Below are 16,407 nucleotides of genomic sequence, written 5' to 3'. Positions count from 1 at the left end.
AGAATCTCCTAACTAGCGTCTCTCACGCGCTGAGTTTTCATGTCCTGGACGTAAGCAATGCCGACAAGGGTCGGAATGGCTGCAACCAGGCGCCTTCGTCGGGGAGCGAATCGAGACCCACCCGCGGCAAGGCTCGGGGGAAAACTCCGGGTATGTCCTCGAGATCGACGAACTCCAGAGTATCCGAGGTTAGCGCCCAACTCGCATGTTCGCGAAATCCCAGCACACTGACGGGCACCCCGTCACCGGCGATTTTCTCCATCGGTTCGCGGAAAGCCTGACCATCCGCCGAGGCCACAAGCACCCCGGCCAGGCCTTCATCGGACCGCAGCTCGATATGAGCAAGCATGTCGGCGTCGACGTCACTGTCTTCGTCGATCTTGGGTTTGGCAAATACCGCAAACCCAACGTTGCGTAACGCCTCGACCCATGGCCGCACCACTTCGGCGTTCCCCGGCGCGATATTGGTAAACACTGTGGCCTCGGGTTCGACGAGGCAATGCGGATGATCCGCCGAGTACGCGGCAGTGCGTTCGAGGAGCCAACGGCCCAGGGCGTCGAAACGCGGCCGGTTCTCAGCGGACGGGCGGCCGCCAATGATGGCCCCCAGGCCCATATCGAGGTTTGGTGCGTCCCACACCAGCAGTACCCGCAGCACCCGGCGTCGATGAACCGTTTCATCTGCTGTATCTGGGCGCTCCAGGTCCTCGGCGAGGCTCACAATCGCTCCCAGACGAAGTCGTTGATCGCACTGCCGACCGTGTGCGCTTTCCCCTCGAACTTAGTGGTGGGCCGGCTCACGGAGACCGGAATGCGGGGATCATCGAGTTCAAGGCGCCGCAGCGTGGATTCATTGTCCCCGACCTCGGCGATATGTTCGGCGTAATTCGCATGGTCGGTGGCCACATGCAGGGTGCCGCCCGGGCGGAGCCGGTCCGAGAGCAGCGCCACGGTGCCCGGTTGCAGCAGTCGGCGCTTGTGGTGGCGGGTCTTTGGCCAGGGGTCCGGGAAGAACACCCGTGCCGCGGTCAGCGTTCCTGACGGCAGCAGGTACTCCAGCACATCCAGTGCGTCCCCGCGGATCAGCCGGATGTTCTCGATACCTTCGCGATCGATCGCCGAGAGCAACTGAGCCAGACCCTTGCGGTAGACCTCAACGGCCAGTACGTCGAACTGAGGTTCTTCCAGGGCCATGGCAGCTGTGGATGTCCCTGTACCACAACCTATTTCGAGAATCAAGGGAGCGGTGCGACCGAACCATGCGGCGGGATCCAGTGGCGGGCAGGTGCCGTCGGTCTCCCGGGCGACACGGCCGTAGGTCAGCCACGACTTGTCCCAGGCCTTCTGCTGGCCGTCGGACAGCGACGACCCGCGCGAACGGAAGCTGGACACCCGGCGTGGGTGGTGGTTCGGGCCGTCCGTATGGGCGGCGGAATCGGCACTGACGGTCCCCGGGAGCTCGTCGGTGGCTGATCCAGCTACCACACAGCCCCGCTCCTGGCCGTCACAACGCATCTTCCCATGGTCACCTATAGGCGGCAGATCCCATAATCCCAGCGCATATTGATACTCAACAGTTGCCTACCAGGGTGGAGCCCTCCACCGGATCAGGTGACAATGTGAGCATTTCCGTACGAGCGATGAGATTGGGTCTGGAAAAGGGATGACGCGGGGGTTTGAGGTCTTCCGGGGAGCGCTCGACCGGTTTGCGACGCGTCCTGAGGTTCGCCAGGTGCACGGCGGCCAGCGCATTCACGATCTGGCGGTGCGGGCGGGGGACCCGCTTCGGGTCACCGTCCGGGGCCGCGCCGGTGTGGGCGTCACCAGCGTGATCGGCGCGTTGGGGCGCACCCTGCCTGCCGAGGACGGACCGGGACATGCCCTCATCGAGGTGCCCGTCCCCGGCGTGGATCCTGCGGACTCCGCGGACGCGGACGCCATGGATGTCCAGGTGGTGGTGTTCGCAGAGGCGCTCAAGCCCGAGGACCGTGCGGTGTTGGAGGCCTCCAACGCACCCAAGGTGCTGATTCTCAACAAGGCAGATCTGACCGATCCCGGCGCCGCCCGCGGTCCCTGGAGCGCAGCCGTGGAGCGTTGCGCCCAGTACCGCATCGAGACGCGGGTGCCGACATTGCCGTTATCCGCGCACGTCCCATTGGCCGATATCGATCAGGGCATGGTAGATGCGCTCAAGCTGATGGTCGAGAGCCCCGCGGACACCAGCTCCGTCGATGCGTTCGTGACGTGTACGCACGAGGTGCCGGTGCGGATGCGGCAGCGGTTACTGCATGAGCTGGACCTGTACCCGATGGGGTGCGCGATCGGGGCGCTTCGGCAGGTTCCCACCTTGGCGGCTCCGGGACTGGCCTCGCTGCTGTGCGACCTGTCTGGTGTCGACGCGGTGGTGAACGCCATTCGCGCCGCCATCGCCCAGGGTTGGTATCGCCGGATGCGGACTGTGCTCGCCGAGCTCCGCAGGATTGGTGTGACGGGTGTCCTGCCGATACAAATCGATGCCTTCCTGACCAGTGACGACGTGGTGGTGGCTGCGATGCAGTGTGCGGTGGACGCGGCCACGGCAGCGGGTATCGCCGTGGAGCTAAGCGATCATCCAGAAGATCACCGCTACCGCGCCGAGCGCTGGCAGCGGTTCGCCGCCGGCCCGGTGAATGCCACCTACGCCGCGATGGGCACGGACATCGCGCGCGGATCGCTGCGCTTATGGCGGCTGGCCGGGGGCCGGGCGTGACGACCTCCACAGATAAACGGGTCGACGAGCTGGTGCTAGCGGTAGACCCCGCGCTCGGTCCACTCGGTGTGGACCTGCAAGACGCCGTGATGGTGACCGGCAGTTGGCTGGCCGGCGCGAGCACCCTGGCCGCCGAGCTGGCGTCACGCGCCTCGGGGGTGCGCATCGTCGAGCCGGGGGACCTGCGCCACGGGCAGGCGCCGTCGGCAGTGGTTTTCGTATGCAGCGGGACCGCACCGTTGACCCCGTCGGACTGTGGCCTGATCCAGTTGGCCGCGGCCAACACAGACGCCCTTGTCGCAGTCGTCTCCAAGATCGACGTGCATCAGTCCTGGCGTGAGGTGATGAACCGCAATCGGGAGATCCTGGCGCAGCACGATTCCCGGTTCAGTGGTGTCACCTGGCTGGGGGTCTCGATACGCGGTGCCGCACCCGGGCTCGAAGAACTGGTGCACGCTGTGCGCAAGGTTCGCGGGGAACCTGCCCTGGATGAACGAAACAGGCTGCGTGCCTGGGTAACTCGTCTGCAGGGAATGTTGAACGTGTCGCCGGAGGCGGGGGAGGGCGCACGCGCCGACGAACTGCGCAATCAGCGGCAGGCAGTACTGCGACGCACGCGTTCGGGCAAGTCCGAGCGGACCTTGGCGTTGCGCAACCGCATCGCGCAGGCCCGCATGACGCTGCTGTACTTCGCGCGCAAGCGGGTCGGCTCGGTGGGTGGTGAACTCCGCGAGGACATCGCGGAACTGAAGCGCCGCGATGTGGCTGGCTTCGGTGAGCGGGTACGGCGCCGAGTGGGTGAAGTGGTGGCGGAAGTCGAGCAGGGCACCGAAGAGCACCTTGCCGAGGTATCCGCCGAGGTGACGCAACGCTGGGTGGCACCGCGCCCCAGTGTGAATCGCCCGGTGCCGCCCGAGGTGGCCGATCCTTCGGTGCGATCGCGTCGTCTGGAGACCCGGATGATGGCGCTGTTCGGAGTGTTCTTCGGTCTGGGTGCGGCGTTGACGGTGTCGCGGTTGGTGGCTTACGCGCGCCCGGGCATGGCGCCGGTGGGTTTGGCCGTGGGGCTGGTGGCCGGGGCCTGCATCGCGGTGTGGCTGGTGGCGGTGCGGGGGCTCTTGCACGACCGGACGGTGCTGGACCGGTGGTTGGGAGACACCATGGGAGAGCTGCGCGCGTATTTGGAGCAGTGGGTTGCCGCGCGGGTGCTGGAGGTGGAGACCAGGCTCAATGCGGATCTGGTCGAGATCGACGAACGCGAGAACGACAAGCTGGCCGCCCGGGTGGGGCAAATTGACTCCGAGCTGCGTGAAGCCGCCATGAACACCGCACGGGCAACGGCGCTGCGCAATCGCGACCTGCCCTTGGTGCATAAGGCGCTAACGATAGTCACCGAACGGCTGGACGCGATCGGCCGAAGCAACGACAATAAGTTCCCATGATCGATGGTTTCGACCAGGGGCTTCCTGGAGGGTTGGGAGAAGGAGTGCCCGAACCCGGGCATGCCCTGAGCCCCGACCTGCATGTCGATCACCACATGTACCTGCCCACCGACGGCGGGCTGGTGGACTTGGGCACGGATCTCATCGACACCGACCATGACGGCATTGGCGACACCGTTGCGCTGCATCCGTCGGACGGGTCGACCGGGCTTTCCATAGTCTCCGATATCGACGAGGACGGTGTCGCCGACAAGGTGACTACGTTCGGGGCCGATGGCACCTACGAGACGTGGGCCCGGGGTGCGGGCGCGCACTGGGAGCTGATCGAGCACGGCCGCGTCGGCGGTAAGTGATTTTCGCTATCCGGGCGGTGTTGGCCCGATGCGAAGAGTGGAAACCGGGGCCGCTGCTACCGGTCCTCTGACGGACTGTCAGTGGCCCCGTTTCACGCTGAATAGGGCCAGCGCTAACCTCATATATCTAGGTTTGTATCTAGCTTCCGACCAGCGCCGGTGCCGCAACTGCGTACCCCACCCGGCATCAACGAGGAGATGCTCTCGATGACAGCAGCGACCATTCCCGGTCTTGACAACGCTCCGACGAAGCATGCGGGATTGCTCGCCTGGGTTCGCGAGGTCGCTGAGCTGACGCAACCTGATCGTGTCATGTTTGCTGATGGTTCCGACGAGGAATTTGAGCGAGTTTCTCAGCAGCTGGTGGACGCAGGCACTTTCCAGCGGCTCAACTCTGAGAAGCATCCCAACTCGTTCCTGGCGCTGTCGGACCCGTCGGACGTCGCGCGGGTGGAATCGCGGACGTACATCTGCTCGGAGCGCGAAGAGGACGCCGGTCCCACCAACAACTGGGTGGACCCCGCCGAGATGCGCACCACCATGACCGAGCTCTTCCGTGGCAGCATGCGCGGACGCACCATGTGGGTGGTGCCGTTCTGCATGGGCCCGCTCGGTGCTGACGACCCCAAGCTGGGTGTGGAGCTGACGGACTCCGAGTACGTCGTTGCCTCGATGCGCGTGATGACCCGCATGGGTGCCGCCGCCCTGGAGAAGTTGGGCGATGACGGATTCTTCGTCAAGGCGCTGCATTCGATCGGTGCGCCCCTGGAGCCCGGCCAGGAAGATGTGCCGTGGCCGTGCAATGAGACCAAGTACATCACCCACTTCCCCGAATCTCGTGAAATCTGGTCCTACGGTTCGGGTTACGGTGGCAACGCGTTGCTGGGCAAGAAGTGCTACTCGCTGCGCATCGCTTCGGCGATGGCCCACGACGAGGGCTGGCTCGCTGAGCACATGCTGATCCTCAAGCTCATCTCGCCGGAGAACAAGGCCTACTACGTGGCTGCGGCGTTCCCGTCGGCCTGCGGTAAGACGAACCTCGCGATGATCCAGCCGACCATTCCCGGATGGCGTGCAGAGACTTTGGGTGATGACATCGCCTGGATGCGCTTCGGCAAGGACGGTCGCCTGTACGCCGTCAACCCGGAGTTCGGCTTCTTCGGTGTGGCACCGGGCACCAACTGGAGCTCAAACCCCAACGCCATGAAGACCATCGAGGCCGGCAACACCGTCTTCACGAACGTCGCGCGTACCGATGACAACGATGTGTGGTGGGAAGGCCTGGAGGGCGAGCCGGAGCACCTGATCGACTGGAAGGGTCAGGACTGGATCCTGCGGGAGACCGAGACCAAAGCGGCGCACCCGAATTCGCGCTACTGCACCCCGATGTCGCAGTGCCCAACCCTCGCCCCCGAATGGGATGACCCGCAGGGTGTCCCGATCTCGGCGATCCTGTTCGGTGGCCGTCGCAAGACGACTGTGCCGCTGGTGACCGAGGCCCGTGACTGGCAGCACGGTGTGTTCATTGGCGGCACGCTGGGTTCGGAGCAGACCGCGGCCGCCGAGGGCAAGGTGGGCACCGTGCGTCGCGACCCGATGGCGATGCTGCCGTTCATGGGTTACCACGTGGGCGACTACCTGAACCACTGGATCAACGTCGGCAAGCAGGCCGACGAGTCCAAGCTGCCCAAGGTGTTCTTTGTCAACTGGTTCCGTCGCGGCGGCGACGGCCGGTTCCTATGGCCAGGATTCGGCGAGAACAGCCGGGTGCTCAAGTGGATCATCGAGCGGGTGGAGGGTCAGGGTAGCGGTCGCACAACCGTGATCGGCACCGTCCCGGGCGTCGAGGATCTGGACCTGTCCGGACTGGACGTCGAGGAGGCCGATGTGGCCGAGGCGCTCGCCGTCAACAACGAGGAGTGGCAGGCCGAACTGCCGCTCATCGAGGAGTGGTTCGAGTTCATCGGCGACAAGCTGCCCACGGGCGTCAAGGACGAGTTCGACGCCCTCAAGCAGCGCCTCAACTCTTAGTCAGACTTTTCCATTCGGGCGGGCATGGCGGTTTACCGCCTTGCCCGCCCGAAAGTTCGCAACGATGCCTCGGCCTTGTAAAAGTCGCACCATGTGGATAGCGCTAAGCGCTCGGCTCTGAGCGGAGCCCTCCCTGTGGTGCGAGGTAGTTAAAGGTGTTGCAAATACCAGCTATCCGCCGAGCGGTCATTATCGGAGCCGTAGGTGGGGCATTGGCGCTGTTGTCCCCGGCCGCTGCGTATGCGTCCCCGGTGTCTCCGGTGCCGACACCCTGGTGACCACGTCGGACGGTTGCTTGGCGGTGGCAATGCACCCTCCGCGGCGCAACAGCCCGGGACGGTGCGGGAGGCTGGGTGGATCACCCGGGAGGCGCTGGAGCGCAATGCCTAGCCGCGGGGTCGTGTGCCGCACCGGCATCTGGTACCCCGGCAACTTGCAGCGCCAAGGAAGCCAGGACGAAGGCGGCAAATCCTAATGGGTCCAGATGCCCGGCGAGACCGGTGCCGAATGTGAGAATTCCGGGGTGGTCCGAGGGGACACCGACTCCTAGTGGCGTGGTGTTCGCAGTCTTCTAGTCCATTGGTACCGAATAGTTTTCGTTAAGTTCCTGCACTATTGGAGTGTCGCGCCGTGCGGGACTGATGATCAACACGATCCCGGCGGCGGCCAAACAGCTCGCGGCCGAAACCCAAAATGCCGCCGAGTAGCCGGCCGCCGCTGCTTGATCGCTTGATGCATGATGTCCGACGAAGAAGGCGGCGGTAGAGGCTACTACACTACTCAGGAGCGCGGCGCCCATGGAACCTCCCACATGGTGCATCACATTGACTGTGGCAGAAGCAATCCCAGATTCGTCCGGATGTATGCCGGTGGCGGCACCATGGGTGGACGCACCGAATATGAGGCCCTTGCCGAGGCCTCCGATGATGAGTCCGGGCAGGATCACCGTGTAATAGTTTGCGTCCGAGTCGATATGGCTGAGGATCAGCAGGCCGAGCGCTGCGGTCACGCCGCCGAGAATGAGTACGGTGCGACCGTTGAGGCGAGGCAACATGAAGCTGTTGCCGAGGGTCGAAGCCAGGACCACCATCGCAGAGAACGGCAAAAATGCCACTCCCGCCCACAATGGCGCGAGGTGTAGACATCGCTGCAGGTAGTAGAGAAGCGACAGCACCACTCCGAATAGTCCTGCACTGGCAAAGAACATGGCCAGGAATGCCGCGCCACGAGTACGGTCGTATATGACCCGCAACGGCAGGAGCGGATTGGGACTTCGATGCTGGTGCAACGTGAATACGCCGATCAATGCCAGCCCGACGAGGAAGGAGGCGATCGTGATGGCCGAGGTCCACCCCCGTATCTCTGCACGGGAGAAGCCGAACACGATAGCGAAAAGCCCGAGAGTGATCGTCAGAGAGCCGAACAGATCGAGGTGACGACGTTGTCCGGCATAATATCTCGGTACAAATGCCAGGGTGCCGATCAAGGCGACCATCGTCATGAGGACGCTGACATACATGACCCATCGCCAGGCAAGTAACTGCGTCAGGATCCCGCCCACCAGCAGTCCGGCGGTGCTAGCCGCACCGATAACCGCACCGAAGATCCCGAATGCGTGCCGCTCTTCGGCGGATTCCCGGAAGCTATTGACCACCAGGGACATTGCGGCCGGTGCGAGTAGGGCTCCGAATACTCCCTGAGCGACCCGCGATGTCACCAGTTCGCCAAAGTTGGTGGCGGAGCCTCCGATAAAGGATGCGGTAGCGAACCCGATCAATCCGATGATCAATGCCCGACGTAAACCCACCATGTCGGCGACTCGACCGCCCAGCAGTAGCAGGCTGCCCAGGGCCAGAACATAGGCCGTGATGAGCCATTGGCGATCGCTATTGCTGAATCGGAGAGCCGCCTGGGTGGCGGGGAGTGCGGCGGCGACAATGCTGCTGTTGATCACCAGCAGCATCTCGATAAGGCAGGCCACCGAGAGCACCAACCAGCGGTCCCACCCGGCGCGAGATGGTGATGACGCGGTCTTTGGGCGTGGATACACGTCGTATGGCCTATCTGTCCTGCGCACGGGGTCGCGCGATGATGGTGTGGTGCCGGGGAATTCACCGGCGCAGCCAGAGCTCTACGGTGGGTTGTCCTCGTACAAGGTTCTCCGAGCGCGACGTTCTTGTCGTCGGGGTTGATCCCCATCGCCACATCACGCTGGCTGCAGTTGGCGTTAGCGGTAAACCACTACCCGGAAGGCTCATTGCCCGCCGCTAAGGGCGGGTGGATAGCTCGCGGCGGTGTCGCACGTGGACATGGAGGCTAGCCGCCATTACTCGATAGTGGATTTCCGCAGTACAGAATTGATGGTAGCCACACTGTTTTATAGTGTTGGTGGGCAATGTAATTGGGATTATCAATCGTTAACCATGGGCGGGGAGTTTGTTAACTGTCGCCTGGATACTTTCCGCATCGGTTCCTTGGGGGCCGATGGAATCCGACGCGGAGGGCGACATCATGATGGGTAGAGAGTCTGTGTCAGTCGTGGGATGCGAGATCACAGTGGCAGGTACGTACGCGGTTGGCGATGTAGACGAGTGGTGGAACCGCGCTCGCTGCCGCGGTCTGCCGACCGAGATGTTCTTTGTGCCGGATGGTGATCGGGGGCGCTCACGACTCGTCCGCGAGACGCGGGCAAAAAGGATCTGTCAATCGTGCCCGGTCTTGCGGCAATGCGGCGCCTACGCGGTGAGCGCGGGTGAGCGCCATGGCGTATGGGGCGCCCTGACACCGGTGGAGCGCGCGGAGCGCCGTGTTCTGCTGGGCATCGAGGATGCATTGGCCGCGGGTGCCTGACGAGAACTTTGGCAGCGCTGACTACACGGAACGGTGCAACGGAATGGTCGCCGTCATCGAGGTACCGCGACCCGCCGCACTGTGGACATCCAAACGGCCGCCGAGTGCCGCGACTCGGTCGGTCAGTCCGATGAGCCCGGTGCCTTTGTGTGGTTTGGCCCCTCCCACGCCGTCGTCGCTGACGGTTATCTGAATCTGGTCGGGATTCTCACGGGCGCAGAGAATAATCTCGTTAGCCCGCGAGTGTTTGGCGGTGTTCGCGAGCGCTTCGGCGACAACGTAATAGGCGGCGATCTCTACGGATTCGGCGTGCTTCTGGTTGAGAGTCAGCTCTGTGCGCACTGGGATAAGTGAGCGCCGAGCCAGCGTGCGTAGTGCGGGCGCCAGGCCCTTCGACAAGATCGCGGGATGCAGGCCCCGCGAGAACTCTTGGAGTTCTCGGGTGACGGCGGCGAGGTCGGCGTCCAGGGCGTTGAGTTCGCGGCCCAATTCGACGTCGTCGGGAGGGACGGAGGATCTGACCACACCGAGTTTGAGCCGTAGGTAGGCCAGTCGCTGCTGTGCTCCGTCGTGGAGGTCGCGTTCGAGCCGGCGACGCGCCGTATCCGAGGCGGATACGAGGCGGGCGCGCGAGGCGGCGAGCTCTTGCCGGGTGGCGGCGTTGGCGATAGCGGTCGCCACGAGGTCGGCGAAGTCGCGCACTCCGGCGCGGATATCCGTCTTGGGCGTCGACGCATCGGTGCAGACCACGAGTGCTCCCCACGGTGTTGCGTCAACGAGAATGGGGGCGGCGAAACCCGGGGTCAGACGTAGTTCCCGGGCAACATTGTTCGCATCGAGCAAGGGGAAACGCTTGCCCGATAACGGTGTTTGGGGCCCGGTCGGTCCGTAGCTCGCCAAGACGATGCCTTCATTGCCGGGCAGTATCTGAACCAACACCGCGGTGGGCGCGGAAAAACAGTGTGCGGCTTCCTCGACCACCGAGGCGTAGAGCTCGGTGGGCGGGACATTGCTCGCGACCAAAGTGGCGGTCCGCCTCAGGGCGGCTTGCTGCTGGGCGATCACGGCGGCCTCGCGCCTGCGGCGTTCGGCCTCGAGGGTACCGGCACGTGCGAGGGCGGCGAGGGCACTGGCGGTGAGCGTCACGGCGAGGAAACTTAGGTGAGTGATGAGGTTGTGGCCCTCGGTGGACAGCGGATGGACTGTGGGCCAGTTGCGAATACAGTCGAAGACGACAGCGCTGGCGATCGACATCGCGAGAGCCAGCCGGAGTCGCCAGATCACCGAGATGACGAGGATGCCCATGAGGTAGATCGCGGCGAGATGTTCGGTGGGTGCGACCGTGCGCAGGAAGATCGTCAACAACGACTCGGCGGCCAGTAGCAGCACGCATGCCGGGATGCCCGCGTGTACCGAGGGCGGCGTAGATCCGAATAGTTGTGTGCGCCATCCGGAAATGTAACGCCACCAGCCGGTATGAGAAGCCTCGTCCGACTGCGATCTGCTCGGCATTAGTTGGCCTGCTCTGGGCAACGATGCCTGCGGTGCGTGCTGCATATGTATCTACGTCTACTCACTGCCTGTGAACCGCCGTGCGGCCCGCTCACCAATCCATAGTATCGACAGTGAGGTCGATCCCCACTCCGCGCGGCGGCGGTAACCTGGGCGAGATGTCCGCGATACGGGTTTTGGTGGCCGATGACGACACGTTGCTGCGGGAGGGTGTAGCGAGCGTTCTGGAAAAGGCGGGCTTCGAGGTGGTCGGTCGTGCGGGTGACGCCGCGGCTCTGCTGGACCTGGTTCGAGCCGAGAGTCCCGATCTCGTCATCGTCGATATTCGAATGCCACCGACACATACCACCGAGGGGCTGGAAGCGGCCCAAAAGATCAGGGGCGAATACCCCGGCATCGGTGTGCTCGTGCTGTCGGCACATGTCGAGGTCGAGTACGCGGCGGAGTTGATCACCTCGGGTGACGGAGTGGGGTATCTGCTGAAGAGCCGGGTGGGGGATGTCACGGAGTTCGCGGACGCCTGTACCCGCGTCGCCGGTGGCGGCTCGATCGTCGACCCGGAGTTGGTGCGGGAGTTGTTGTCGGTGCGGCGTAAGGACGATCCGCTCTCGGCCTTGTCTCACCGCGAACTCGAGGTGCTGGAACTGATGGCCCAGGGATTGTCGAATTCCGGTATCGCGCGGCGGCTATGGATAACCGAGAGCACCGTAGAGAAACATGTCCACAGCGTCATGCGCAGGTTGGATCTGGGACATGCCGACGAGTACCACCGCCGGGTGTTGGCGGTGTTGGCGTTCCTCACGCATCAATGATGTACGCACGTTACGGGTGAATCATTGTTGCAGCGCAAGGATTATTCGCTAGTGCGTCCATGCATCGCGGTGAACCCGCCGCTTCCGAACGGGTAGTACGGCGGGTATATCGATGCCACTGGCACATCGTATATTGGTGTGGCACTGGTTATTTGGACATTTCCCGGTGACCAGCAGATGGTGTCTACATTGGGTACGGTGGTGCAGCTCTGCCCGCCCCCGTTCGCGAAAGCAGGCGATGCGGAGGCAAGCGCGCACACCACCCCGCTGACCAACAGTCCGGAAACGATATAGCGCCTTTGCATGCTCGTCCTTTCTCCTCCGCGCCTCAAACGGCACAGCATTCGTCGCCATCAAGGGTGGTGTCCCGTCGTCCGAGTTGTCATCCATGCTGACCGCCATTGCGGCTGGGGGCGATCCCCAGGGCGGGCTGAACTTTCCTGGTCGACACTCCAGGTGAATCCTGCCTAAGGTTGTGGAATGCGCTTCGCATTCAAGACATCTCCGCAGAGCACCACCTGGGACGACATGCTGGCCATCTGGAAGGTGGCCGACGAGATCGACGTCTTCGAGTCCGGCTGGACCTTTGACCATTTCTATCCGATCTTCTCGGACTCCACTGGGCCATGCCTGGAAGGCTGGGTAACCCTCACCGCGCTTGCGCAGGCCACCCGGCGGCTGCGTGTTGGGGTGCTGGTGACGGGTATCCACTATCGGCATCCGGCCGTGCTGGCCAACATGGCCTCGGCGCTGGACATCGTGTCCGGTGGTCGCCTGGAACTCGGTATCGGTGCCGGCTGGAACGAGGAAGAATCCGGCGCCTACGGCATCGAGCTGGGCAGCATCAAGGAGCGGTTCGACCGGTTCGAGGAGGCCTGCGAGGTGCTCACCGGTCTGCTGAGCCAGGAGACGACGAGCTTTGACGGCAAGTTTTACCAGCTCAAGGACGCTCGCAACGAGCCCAAGGGGCCGCAGAAACCGCACCCGCCCATCTGTATAGGCGGTAGCGGCGAGAAGCGGACGCTGCGGATCACCGCCAAGTACGCCCAGCACTGGAACTTTGTGGGCGGACCGCCCGAGGAGTTCGCACGCAAACGTGATGTGCTGGCCGCGCATTGCGCCGAGATCGGCCGAGATCCGGGCGAGATCACGCTTTCGGCCCACATCCGACTTGGCGCGGATCGCGATTACGCGAAGGTTGTCGACGAGGCGGCCGCGCTGGGAGCGGAGGGTCTCGATCTGGCCATCATCTACCTGCCCCCGCCCTATGACCCGGCCGTGCTGGAGCCGCTGGCGGAGGCACTTCGCGGCTGACCACGAGAATGCGTCTGCGCAGCGGTTGTCTGCGCAGACGCATTCTCGGGCAACGGTTTAGCCGGTCTTGCTCTCCAGCGCGGCAAGCGCCGCCGCGACCGCGAGGTACTTGTTGGTACCCAGCTCGCGCACGGTCGAGATGTTGAGGGCTTCCTTCAATGCCGCGTCATGCTTCTCGGTGAGACCGGCGAGAGCCGACGGAGGTGCGTCGAGGACATCCTTGAGGTCCTTGTTCTCGTAGGCCTTGTCGAGTGCCTTCTCGAGATTCACGGATACAGCCATCGTTCGTACCTTTCTTGCTGTGTTTCCCCGGCCCCGTCGCGCACCCTAGTTATCGAAGCTGTGAACCAATGCTGTTTGGCTAGCGGCGATCCGAATTGCAGGTGAACGCCCGGATAGGTTCCCCGGGATGGCCGGTTCATTCAAATATGCGCATAATGTAATCAATGAACGAGGCGAGGTGGCCTACGGGGCTGACCACCATCCCGGCCGATCCGCCGACGGCCTGGTCGCTGCTCTAATGGGACCCGCCGACCATCCCGCTGTTCCTGTTCAGCTACTACGGCCTGTACTTGTCGCAGTTGTTCGACACCATCGCTGCTACCTGGCTGGGGCACACCGGGTTAGAGATCTTCTTCTTGGTCAGCGGTCTGCTCTTCGTCATCCCCATACTGTCCACCGACCCGTTGCCGGTCCGGCAGAACCAACCTGGGCCGGATGTTCGACATCTTCGTGGAGATGCCGCTGCACGTATTCATCGGTGTGATCCTCATGATGGCGCCGAGGCCGCTGATCGGTATCTTCGCCAACCCGCCCGCCGGGTGGGCTGTTGACCCGGTCAAGGACCAGGCGTTGGCCGGTGCGCTGGCCTGGTCCTACGGTGAGCCGATCGCGCTCGCGACCACCCTGATATTCGCCATTCGGTGGCGGCGCGAGGAACAGACCGAGACCGAGGCGCGGGAGGCCGACGAGGCCGGCCAGGACGACGAATTAGCTTCGTACAACCGGCTTTTACGGCAGTTGCACGACGGCGGGCCCGGTCAGGCCCCGTAGCCGCGCGCCGATCCGTCGGGGGTTGCGTACTTGACGATCAGTGAGCAGTCCTTGCCTCCCAGCCCTTCGTCGATGAGCTGCTGAAACTGCTCGGTGACCATGGTCGCGGCGGGCAGCTTGACGCCGGTGGCTTCCCCGGCGGCCAGCGCCAGGCGGGCGTCCTTGTGCGCCAGGTCAACGGTGAAGGTGGCATCGAAATTGCGATTGGCGGCGGCGGATTCGATGATATCGGGCACCGGGTACCAGGTCTGCTGCGCCCAGGACCGCGCCGAGGACACGGAGCAGATCTCCCAGAACACCTTGGGGTCCAAGCCGAGTCGCTCGGCCAACTGTGAGCCTTCCGAATTGGCCATCATGTCGATGAACAGCATCATGTTGTTGCAGATCTTCGCGGCCACCCCGGCGCCACCATCGCCCGCGTGGATCACACGTCCGGCCATCGGCTTGATGTAATCGGTTGCCGCACCGGAATTTTCCAAATCGCCGCCGAGCATGAAGCACAGCGTGCCGGCCTGCGCGCCGCTGATCCCGCCGGAGACCGGGGCGTCGACGAACCGGAACCCCCGGCGTGCCGACTCGGCGTGACAGTACCGCGAGGTTTCGATGTCGACGGTCGAGCTGTCGACCAGAAGCGTTGATGGCGAGGCGTTTTCCCAGATCCCGTAGGGACCTTCGAACACCGAGCGGACATGCTCTCCCTTGGGCAGCATGGTGAACACGACCTCGGCGCCCGCCAGCACCTCGGCGACCTCCTCTACCGCGGTGACGCCCCGTGCTTCCGCAGCAGCCAGCGCGTCACCCGAGAGGTCGAAGCCGCGCACCGTGTGCCCGGCCGCCACCAGATTGGCAGCCATTGGGCCGCCCATGTTCCCCAAACCGATCCAGCCATAGGTCGCCATGGGACCAACCTAGCGCTAGGCGCGCGCCCTGTCGGCCGCATCCAGCTCATGCAGCGAGCTGCCCTTGGTCTCCGGCAGTGCCCACACGGCGATCAGCGTGATGGGAGCAACGGCCGCCAGATAGATCGCCACGGGCACCCAGCTGTGGTACTTGCTCAGCAGCGCGGTGCCGATGACGGGAGCCAGCGACCCGGCGAAGATCGAGGTTACCTGGTAGCCCACCGACACCCCGGAGTAGCGCATCCGGGTGGGGAACATCTCTGCCATGATCGCCGGCTGCCCCGCGAACATCAGCGAGTGCACCAGCAGGCCGATCACGATGGCCGCCAAGATCACCCATTCATCTCGGGAGTTGAACATCGGGAACGCGATGAAACCCCAGCCCGCGGCCAGCAGGGCTCCCAGCGCATAGGGCGCACGCCGTCCGACGATATCCGCATACCGACCCACGATGGGCAGGGCAATCACCTGGACCGCGTGAGCGATCAAGAGCAGCAACAGAATCCGCCTGGTATCCATGTGGAGCTCGATCTTGAGATAGGTGATCGAGAAGGTGACCACCATGTAGTAGAGGATGTTTTCGGCCACGCGCAGCCCCATGGCGGTGAACACCCCGCGCGGATACCGGCGGAATACCTCGACGACGCCGTAGGAGCTGGCCTTGTTCTCTTCCAGTTCTCGGCGGGCCTCATGGAAGATCGGCGCATCGGATATCCGGGTGCGGATGTAGTACCCGATCGCCACGATGACGACCGACAACCAGAAGCCGACGCGCCAGCCCCAGGCCAGGAACGCAGCATCGGAGAGCGTCCACGACAACGTGAGCAGCACCAGGGTGGCCAGTAGGTTGCCCAGCGGTACGGCCGCCTGTGGCCAGCTCGACCAGAACCCGCGTTGGGCGTCGGGGGAGTGCTCGGCCACCAGCAGCACGGCGCCGCCCCATTCGCCGCCGACCGCGAAACCCTGCAGGAACCTCAGCACCACCAGCAGGACCGGGGCGCCATAGCCAATCTGGGCGAAGGTCGGCAGGCAGCCCATGAGGAAGGTGGCCACACCGACCAGCACGATCGCGATCTGCAGGAGGTGCTTGCGTCCGTAGCGATCCCCGAAGTGCCCGAACACGATTCCGCCGATAGGCCGCGCGACAAACCCGACCGCATAGGTGAGGAAGGCCTTGATGATGTTGTCGAGATCGTTCCCCCCGGCCTGCACAGCGGGGAAGAAGATCTTATTGAAGACGAGGGTGGCAGCGGTGGCGTAGAGGAAGAATTCGTACCACTCGACGACGGTGCCCGCCATCGACGCCGCGACGACCTTGCGGAGACCCGTTGGAGCAGCGTCGGCCTCTGCGGTGGTGGACACAGCCGAACCCTAACGTCGAGCGCGAGCCTC

13 protein-coding genes and 4 pseudogenes are annotated in these 16,407 nt (G+C 63.9%); 9 read left to right on the top strand and 8 right to left on the bottom strand.

Annotated features, from left to right (window positions below):
• Positions 1–37 precede the first annotated feature (37 nt).
• Together B4383_RS20480 and trmB are read right to left on the bottom strand one after the other, a co-directional pair.
• Positions 38–703: an NYN domain-containing protein gene (locus B4383_RS20480; protein WP_286143919.1), complete on the bottom strand. Its 666-nt coding sequence runs from the start codon at positions 701–703 to the stop codon at positions 38–40.
• A gap of 14 nt (positions 704–717) precedes the next feature.
• Positions 718–1,422 (bottom strand): annotated as a pseudogene (gene trmB / locus B4383_RS20475) (tRNA (guanosine(46)-N7)-methyltransferase TrmB); the annotation flags it as partial.
• Positions 1,423–1,663: 241 nt separating this feature from the next.
• On the opposite strand from trmB, the gene B4383_RS20470 reads away from it, so the two are divergent.
• The 5 genes and pseudogenes from B4383_RS20470 to B4383_RS20450 all read left to right on the top strand — a co-directional run bounded on the left by B4383_RS20470 (position 1,664) and on the right by B4383_RS20450 (position 7,125).
• The gene (locus B4383_RS20470) at positions 1,664–2,749 is read left to right on the top strand and encodes a hypothetical protein (RefSeq protein WP_078293018.1); all 1,086 of its coding nucleotides are present in this window, start codon (positions 1,664–1,666) and stop codon (positions 2,747–2,749) included.
• The gene (locus tag B4383_RS20465; RefSeq protein WP_078293071.1) at positions 2,746–4,191 is read left to right on the top strand and encodes a hypothetical protein; all 1,446 of its coding nucleotides are present in this window, start codon (positions 2,746–2,748) and stop codon (positions 4,189–4,191) included. Before B4383_RS20470 ends, B4383_RS20465 begins: the two co-directional genes overlap by 4 nt.
• A complete protein-coding gene (locus B4383_RS20460) occupies positions 4,188–4,544 on the top strand; it encodes a DUF6802 family protein (RefSeq protein ID WP_078293019.1) in 357 nt (118 codons plus the stop codon). Before B4383_RS20465 ends, B4383_RS20460 begins: the two co-directional genes overlap by 4 nt.
• A gap of 207 nt (positions 4,545–4,751) precedes the next feature.
• Positions 4,752–6,575: a phosphoenolpyruvate carboxykinase (GTP) gene (locus B4383_RS20455; protein WP_078293072.1), complete on the top strand. Its 1,824-nt coding sequence runs from the start codon at positions 4,752–4,754 to the stop codon at positions 6,573–6,575.
• A gap of 173 nt (positions 6,576–6,748) precedes the next feature.
• Positions 6,749–7,125, top strand: a pseudogene (locus B4383_RS20450) (hypothetical protein).
• A 21-nt stretch (positions 7,126–7,146) separates the two neighbouring features.
• Here B4383_RS20450 and B4383_RS20445 read toward each other — a convergent pair.
• Positions 7,147–8,538: an MFS transporter gene (locus B4383_RS20445; protein WP_078293073.1), complete on the bottom strand. Its 1,392-nt coding sequence runs from the start codon at positions 8,536–8,538 to the stop codon at positions 7,147–7,149.
• Between the two features lie 593 nt (positions 8,539–9,131).
• Between B4383_RS20445 and B4383_RS20440 the strand changes: the two genes are divergently transcribed.
• A complete protein-coding gene (locus B4383_RS20440; protein ID WP_286143915.1) occupies positions 9,132–9,425 on the top strand; it encodes a WhiB family transcriptional regulator in 294 nt (97 codons plus the stop codon).
• A 21-nt stretch (positions 9,426–9,446) separates the two neighbouring features.
• On the opposite strand, the gene B4383_RS20435 is transcribed toward B4383_RS20440, so the two are convergent.
• Positions 9,447–10,937, bottom strand: coding sequence for a DUF4118 domain-containing protein (locus B4383_RS20435; RefSeq protein ID WP_286143916.1), 1,491 nt, complete (start codon positions 10,935–10,937; stop codon positions 9,447–9,449).
• 158 nt (positions 10,938–11,095) lie between these two features.
• Between B4383_RS20435 and B4383_RS20430 the strand changes: the two genes are divergently transcribed.
• Positions 11,096–11,749 (top strand): response regulator transcription factor, encoded by a 654-nt coding sequence (locus B4383_RS20430; protein WP_078293075.1) that lies wholly within the window; start codon positions 11,096–11,098, stop codon positions 11,747–11,749.
• A gap of 41 nt (positions 11,750–11,790) precedes the next feature.
• Here the strand turns inward: B4383_RS20430 and B4383_RS27475 are convergent.
• A pseudogene (locus B4383_RS27475) lies at positions 11,791–12,151 on the bottom strand (hypothetical protein).
• A gap of 78 nt (positions 12,152–12,229) precedes the next feature.
• Between B4383_RS27475 and B4383_RS20420 the strand changes: the two are divergent.
• Positions 12,230–13,063, top strand: coding sequence for an LLM class F420-dependent oxidoreductase (locus B4383_RS20420; protein WP_078293022.1), 834 nt, complete (start codon positions 12,230–12,232; stop codon positions 13,061–13,063).
• A 57-nt stretch (positions 13,064–13,120) separates the two neighbouring features.
• Here B4383_RS20420 and B4383_RS20415 read toward each other — a convergent pair whose 3' ends face one another.
• Positions 13,121–13,345, bottom strand: a complete 225-nt coding sequence (locus B4383_RS20415; protein WP_078293023.1) for a hypothetical protein — start codon at positions 13,343–13,345, stop codon at positions 13,121–13,123.
• Positions 13,346–13,596: 251 nt separating this feature from the next.
• On the opposite strand from B4383_RS20415, the pseudogene B4383_RS20410 reads away from it, so the two are divergent.
• Positions 13,597–14,116 (top strand): annotated as a pseudogene (locus B4383_RS20410) (cytochrome c oxidase assembly protein); the annotation flags it as partial.
• Here B4383_RS20410 and mmsB read toward each other — a convergent pair.
• Together mmsB and B4383_RS20400 are read right to left on the bottom strand one after the other, a co-directional pair.
• Positions 14,104–15,015: a 3-hydroxyisobutyrate dehydrogenase gene (mmsB, locus tag B4383_RS20405; protein ID WP_078293024.1), complete on the bottom strand. Its 912-nt coding sequence runs from the start codon at positions 15,013–15,015 to the stop codon at positions 14,104–14,106. The pseudogene B4383_RS20410 and the gene mmsB overlap by 13 nt on opposite strands.
• A gap of 15 nt (positions 15,016–15,030) precedes the next feature.
• Positions 15,031–16,377: an MFS transporter gene (locus B4383_RS20400; RefSeq protein WP_078293025.1), complete on the bottom strand. Its 1,347-nt coding sequence runs from the start codon at positions 16,375–16,377 to the stop codon at positions 15,031–15,033.
• Between the last annotated feature and the right edge of the window lie 30 nt (positions 16,378–16,407).

The organism is Mycobacterium sp. D16R24, from assembly GCF_002013385.1.
Taxonomy (GTDB): Bacteria; Actinomycetota; Actinomycetes; order Mycobacteriales; family Mycobacteriaceae; genus Mycobacterium.
Note: the sequence above shows the minus strand (reverse complement) of the source record. Positions and strands in the feature narration are given on the sequence as shown.

Coding starts and splice junctions, on each gene's coding strand:
- B4383_RS20470 (WP_078293018.1), top strand. CDS start 1,664: ATGACGCGGGGGTTTGAGGTCTTCCGGGGAGCGCTCGACCGGTTTGCG.
- B4383_RS20460 (WP_078293019.1), top strand. CDS start 4,188: ATGATCGATGGTTTCGACCAGGGGCTTCCTGGAGGGTTGGGAGAAGGA.
- B4383_RS20455 (WP_078293072.1), top strand. CDS start 4,752: ATGACAGCAGCGACCATTCCCGGTCTTGACAACGCTCCGACGAAGCAT.
- B4383_RS20445 (WP_078293073.1), bottom strand. CDS start 8,538: ATGCTGCTGGTGATCAACAGCAGCATTGTCGCCGCCGCACTCCCCGCC.
- B4383_RS20435 (WP_286143916.1), bottom strand. CDS start 10,937: ATGCCGAGCAGATCGCAGTCGGACGAGGCTTCTCATACCGGCTGGTGG.
- B4383_RS20430 (WP_078293075.1), top strand. CDS start 11,096: ATGTCCGCGATACGGGTTTTGGTGGCCGATGACGACACGTTGCTGCGG.
- B4383_RS20420 (WP_078293022.1), top strand. CDS start 12,230: ATGCGCTTCGCATTCAAGACATCTCCGCAGAGCACCACCTGGGACGAC.
- B4383_RS20415 (WP_078293023.1), bottom strand. CDS start 13,345: ATGGCTGTATCCGTGAATCTCGAGAAGGCACTCGACAAGGCCTACGAG.
- mmsB (WP_078293024.1), bottom strand. CDS start 15,015: ATGGCGACCTATGGCTGGATCGGTTTGGGGAACATGGGCGGCCCAATG.